This window comes from Empedobacter sp. UBA7611 (assembly GCF_002484365.1).
In the GTDB taxonomy this organism is placed as follows: Bacteria; Bacteroidota; Bacteroidia; order Flavobacteriales; family Weeksellaceae; genus Empedobacter; species Empedobacter falsenii_B.
Genome location: NZ_DLJR01000074.1, coordinates 1 through 5,630, shown reverse-complemented (window position 1 = coordinate 5,630; position 5,630 = coordinate 1). Strand labels below are relative to the sequence as shown.

The following is a 5,630-nucleotide window of genomic DNA, read 5'->3' as shown; positions in this document are numbered from 1 at the left end:
GGGAAAGTTGAACGATCTCATTTGACTGATAAAAAAGAGTTTTATCAACTTTTAAGTTACACAGATGATGTCGATCTAAATCAAAAATTAGAACAATGGGAAAAATTTTATAATTTCGATAGTCCACATGGTTCATTTAAAGGAAAAACACCTTATGAAATACTAAAATCTAAACTAAAATAATTATATTTAAAGCCTACGAAGTCATGAAGTACGACAGGTTTAATACAAACAAAATGTATACATTATTATATATTTTGTCTAAAATTCGTACATTTGATTATTATAATATACATTTATGTTAGATTTCACAACAATAAAAGATGTAAAAAATTCAATTGGTGAATGGTGTAAGAAAATGCGAAAAGCAGAACACTTAACACAACAAGAATTAGCTGATGAATTAGCGCTTTCTCGTTTAACAATTGCTAAACTTGAAAATGGAGAGAATCCTACAATCGAAACTCTTTTGAAAGTATTACAGTATTTTGACGAAATGAAATCAATCAATCAATTCGTTTCAGATAAAATTGAAAATTTAGATAATAATCAATCCATGTATTAATTATGGCAAAGAATCAAATCATTTCAATCAATTTTCATGGAATTGAAATTGGTAAAATTGGTTATGACGAAAACCAAAGGAAATCTTCATTCCAATATAATCCTGATTTTTTGGAGAATAACATCTATAAAAAAATATTTCCTTACGTCATTCGTAGAACACCTAATGTACAAGTGTTTTCTGAATTTGAGGGAGAAACATTTCGTGGTTTACCACCTATGATTGCTGATTCTTTACCTGATTTTTTCGGTAATATTGTCTTTAAGGAATGGCTTGAAGCGACTCAAAAAGACATAAGTTCAATCACTCCTTTAGAACAGCTTACTTACGTAGGAAAAAGAGGTATGGGAGCGATAGAATTTTCACCTGCAAAAGAAATTAGATCCAATCAAACAATTAATGTCGATGAAATTACAGAAGTAGTTAAAAAAGTATTGGATTTAAAAACTTCCACCGAAGAAAAAGGATTAAGTGATATTGCTTTACTGAATATTTTCAAGATTGGAACTTCAGCTGGCGGTGCACGACCTAAAATTTTGGTTTCGGAAAATAAATCTACAGGACATTTAATTCCTGGTGATTTAGAAACTTCTGAAGAATATAATCATTATTTAATCAAGCTTTCGATCGACGAAGATCAAGGCTATTCAAAAGAAAAAATCGAATATATTTATTATCAAATTGCAACTTCCATTGGAATTGAAATGATGCCTTCTAAATTAATTGAAGATAAACATTTTGCAACATTACGATTTGATCGTCAAAATGGACAAAAACAGCATATTTTGACAGCTTCAGGAATGACAGGGTGGGATTTCAAAAAGCCTGAAAATTCGTCTTATGAAAATCTTTTTAAACTAGCCTTTGATTTGAAACTTTCGCACAAAAATATTCAGCAATTATTTAAACGAATGGCTTTTAATCTTGTTTTTTTTAATATTGATGACCATTTAAAGAATTTCTCATTCATTTATGATACAGAAAAAGACCGTTGGAATTTAGCTCCTGCCTATGATTTAACCTATCCGTTAGATGCTTTAAAAAACTATCTTCGAATTTCAAGAGCGATGTCTATTAATGGAAAACGAACTGAAATTAATCGAACTGATTTACTGAAAATAGCTGATTTATTCACGATTAAAGATGCTAACGGAATTATTGATGAAGTCGTACAATCGACTAATCAATTCAGAATCCTATGTCAAAAACAAAATATTACTGAAAAAGTGATTGATAAAATTGAATCTGAGTTTTTAATGTTTTAATTAAAAATAGCGTGATACTAAATACAATTCGTTCAAGAGGATTTTGAATATCTTCAAAGAAAGACTCAGTTAATTTATATTGATAAGGGTTTTTGCTATTGAAGATTTTTATATTAATAGAAGATTTGCAGTTTTATGTAAGCAAATTTTGATAGCTGGTTATGCAAATAAAAAGTACAGTAAAATTTAAGCTACATTTTTGTAAACATTATTTAAGTTATTAAATTCTTCAATTGTTTTGTAATTCAATGAGCTGTGTCTTCTTTTTCTGTTGTACCAAATATCAATGTATTGAAATATTTCGCTTTCCATTTGTTTTATGAAAATCTGTACGTTGTCAAAATGATTTGGACACCTCTTTCTAAAAATTAAGAGAGTGTTTGGTTTATAAATTTATTATTTTTTCTTTCGAACACACTTTAGATCCTTTGCTCGTAATTCTGAACAATTTAACTAAAATTCGTCATTTCGATACTAAATCGTCGGATTTTTAATTTCTTTTTCAATATTCAAGTTTTAAATTTACTTTTAATAAGGAATTAAAAACCATCATTGCTGAAGAGTCGAGTGTCAATTCGGCGTAACGAACGTTAAAAATGATTTACTGTTCACATTTTATATGTGAATGATTTAAAGCATTTAGTGAGTAGCCGTTATTGACCGATTTGTAGGCACAGACTTGACGTTTTTGGTTCGTTTTTGCGTCAAGGTAAAAATGAATGAAGGTAGTTTTGAAAAACGAGAATAATCTTTCTATCACTTTTTTATTCATAGCTTATCTATTTTAATTATAGGTATTCATATGCCCTTCGGGAAAGTTCATCAAAAAAAACATTTGAAATTAAAAATTTGAGATTAAGAGGAGGAGCCATGGTATGGCTCAGGTAATTCAACTAACTAAATTATCTCCATAAAGTTGGCAACTCGCTTCACTCAGACACTCCAACTTTTTTATTCCAATAATTTAGAGTTAAATTGCATTTCGATTCTAAATCGTCGGATTTTTCTAATCCTTTTTTCTAATTCAGATTCGTTATCACTTTTATCAACGGATTTTAGAGTCGACTTACGATTTGCAGACGAGCTTCAATCCATTGAAACAAGCGTAAAAAAGATTAGTGAGCGATAGCGAATCATTTAATCTTTTTANNAAATCGCAGTCTTGATTTTTTGATTACTTTTTGATCAAGCAAAAAGTAATAAATAAAGAACTACTAATTATTCTCTTATTCACGTAATTATGTTCAGAACCTCAACTCGTTGTTAATTTGAGGTATCGAGAAATCTATTACTTTCATTTTTTNNTATTTTAATTATAGGTATTCAGATGCCCTTCGGGGAATAGTCAAAAAAACTAACGAAAAAAGACTTGGCTGTAAAACTCTCTACTAAATATGTTCTCATTTCTCTAAAGATTTTAAAAACCCTACGGACTAATACCTTTTTAAGTTTCATTCAAACATTTTCTTAACGTGTGTGTTTTAATACCGTTTTCGTCATTCTTTTCCAATATTCAAATTCGCTTTTAGTACGGTCACTGAGGTTTTAGAAGGAAAAAATCAAACATGCGAAGGGAATAGATCATAAAAATGTGGCTTCGTGAACCTCAGCCACCAAGAAAAACCTGTTCCTAGGCTCTCGAAGGGAAAAGATCAAACTATCAAGAAGAAAAGGTTTTCAGTATGGTTAAAATTTAGTTTATATCCATTTGTTATACGTCTTAATTAAAATTCGTCAGTTCGAGTGATTTTTCGAAATAATAATGAAGAAAAATTGTATCGAGAATAGAATTTTATCTTCAAAAAATTCAGCCACCAAAAGATCGTTCCCTGAGTTCTAAAAAGGAAAATATCGTAAAAGTGTGACTTCGAGAACCTCAGCCACAAAGAAATAATCGTACCCTCAAAGGTATAATACTTACGTTTAAATAAATATTATACCTTTTTGGGTATAAAATAAAAATTATGACTATATTTATACCTCAAAGGGTATAATATGAATCAATCAATTGCAGAATTTATCAAACAAAAAAGAAAAAGATTAAAACTTACACAACCTGAATTAGCTGAGAGAGCTGGAGTTGGTTTAAGATTTATTCGTGAACTAGAACAAGGAAAACCTTCTGTAAGATTAGATAAAGTTAATCAAGTTTTAGCTTTATTTGGTTCTGAAGTTGGTGTAATTAATAAAATTGAGCAATGAGAAAAGGTTTAGTCTATTATAAAAATCTATTTGCAGGAACAATTTCTGAAAATGAAAATGGTTATATTTTTAAATACGATCAAGAATATTTGAATAATTTGGAATCGAAACCAATTAGTTTAATGCTTCCAAAACAACAAGATTCGTATGAAAGTAAAATTTTATTTCCTTTTTTTGATGGATTAATACCAGAAGGTTGGCTTTTGAATATTGCAGTAAAAAATTGGAAATTAAATTCTAAAGATCGTTTTGGTTTATTATTAACCCTTTGCAAAGATTGTATTGGAGCTGTTTCTATCATTTCAAATAATGAAGAATTATGATAAAATGCCTTAGTTGTTACAAAGAATTAGCAGAAAATGAAACTGATTTTCATTCTAAATGTTCTAAAAAAATATTTGGTTCAACTACTCCTCCACTAATTGAATTTGATAGTAAACAATTAGAAGAATTAGCAAAAGAGTTGATTGTAAAAAGTGTTGCAGTTACAGGTGTACAGCCAAAATTATCTTTAAATCTTATAAGCGATATAAATAAACAATCAAGATTTACAATTGTTGATCTTGAAGGAAATTATATTTTAAAACCTGCTTCAAAAGAATATATCGACTTACCCGAAAATGAAGACTTAACCATGCATTTAGCGGAATTGGTAAAAATAAAAACAGCAACACACACACTTATTCGGCTTAATTCAGGTGAATTGGCTTATTTAACAAAGCGATTTGATCGAAAAAATGAAGATAAAATTGCTGTTGAAGACTTTTGTCAATTGACTGAAAATTTAACGGAACATAAATATCGAGGTTCAATAGAAAAAATCGGAAAATTAATCTATCAACTAACTAAAAATAGTGGATTTGAAGCTCAAAAATTATTTGAAATTGTTTTATTTAATTATTTGACTGCAAATGCTGATATGCATCTTAAAAACTATTCATTAATCGAAAATGATTTCAATGAATACGAATTATCTCCAGCTTACGATTTATTGAATACGCTGTTATTAATTCCCAATGATAAGGAAGAATCTGCATTAACAATTAATGGTAAAAAAAATAGATTAAAAATAGAAGATTTCAATCAGTTAGCGAAAACATTAAAAATACCTAATAAATCAGTAGAATCTATTTACAAAAGATTCATCAAAATTAAACTAAAATGGATCGATTTTGTGGAGATTAGTTTCTTAAATAAGGATACTAAACAAGCGTATATTGAAACATTGAACACTAGATTTAATAAATTGTTTAGTTCTAATAATTAGAGCAAGTATGACTTCAAGAACCTCAGCCACCAAGAAAAATCTGTTCCTAGGCTCTCGAAGGGAAAAGAGCAAACTCTCGAGAAGAAAAGATCGTAAAATGTGACTTCGAGAACCTCAGCCACCAAGAAATCGTTCCCTGAGCATTCTAAATGCAGTATCTTTCTATCACTTTTTTATTCATAGCTTAATCTATTTTAATTATAGATATTCATTTGAAACAATTAATAACTCATGAATAAAAAATGAATGAATATAGTTTTTCAAAATCCTTTTTCTAATTCAAATTCGTTGTCACTTTTAACAACAAATTTTGTCATTCTGATTTCTATGA

General features: G+C 28.7%; 6 protein-coding genes and 1 pseudogene. 6 read left to right on the top strand and 1 reads right to left on the bottom strand.

From position 1 onward, the window contains the following. The 3 genes from B3R94_RS12820 to B3R94_RS12810 form a co-directional block, all read left to right on the top strand. Nucleotides 1-183 (top strand): integrase core domain-containing protein (locus B3R94_RS12820; RefSeq protein WP_291101291.1); only part of this gene is annotated, 183 nt, incomplete at its 5' end. Between the two features lie 115 nt (nucleotides 184-298). Continuing rightward, nucleotides 299-565: a helix-turn-helix transcriptional regulator gene (locus B3R94_RS12815; RefSeq protein WP_114999438.1), complete on the top strand. Its 267-nt coding sequence runs from the start codon at nucleotides 299-301 to the stop codon at nucleotides 563-565. Between the two features lie 2 nt (nucleotides 566-567). After that, on the top strand, nucleotides 568-1,830 hold the full coding sequence (locus B3R94_RS12810; protein WP_114999436.1) for a type II toxin-antitoxin system HipA family toxin: 1,263 nt from the start codon (nucleotides 568-570) through the stop codon (nucleotides 1,828-1,830). A gap of 186 nt (nucleotides 1,831-2,016) precedes the next feature. Here the strand turns inward: B3R94_RS12810 and B3R94_RS12805 are convergent. Further along, nucleotides 2,017-2,148, bottom strand: a pseudogene (locus B3R94_RS12805) (IS3 family transposase); the annotation flags it as partial. A gap of 1,677 nt (nucleotides 2,149-3,825) precedes the next feature. Here B3R94_RS12805 and B3R94_RS12800 point away from each other — a divergent pair. From B3R94_RS12800 to B3R94_RS12790, 3 genes are read left to right on the top strand one after another with little or no spacing between them, the layout of a single operon-like run. Next, nucleotides 3,826-4,032, top strand: coding sequence for a helix-turn-helix transcriptional regulator (locus B3R94_RS12800; protein ID WP_291101288.1), 207 nt, complete (start codon nucleotides 3,826-3,828; stop codon nucleotides 4,030-4,032). Next, nucleotides 4,029-4,355: a HipA N-terminal domain-containing protein gene (locus B3R94_RS12795; RefSeq protein ID WP_114999432.1), complete on the top strand. Its 327-nt coding sequence runs from the start codon at nucleotides 4,029-4,031 to the stop codon at nucleotides 4,353-4,355. Before B3R94_RS12800 ends, B3R94_RS12795 begins: the two co-directional genes overlap by 4 nt. After that, nucleotides 4,352-5,299, top strand: coding sequence for a HipA domain-containing protein (locus B3R94_RS12790; RefSeq protein ID WP_280035698.1), 948 nt, complete (start codon nucleotides 4,352-4,354; stop codon nucleotides 5,297-5,299). Before B3R94_RS12795 ends, B3R94_RS12790 begins: the two co-directional genes overlap by 4 nt. The last annotated feature ends 331 nt before the right edge of the window (nucleotides 5,300-5,630 follow it).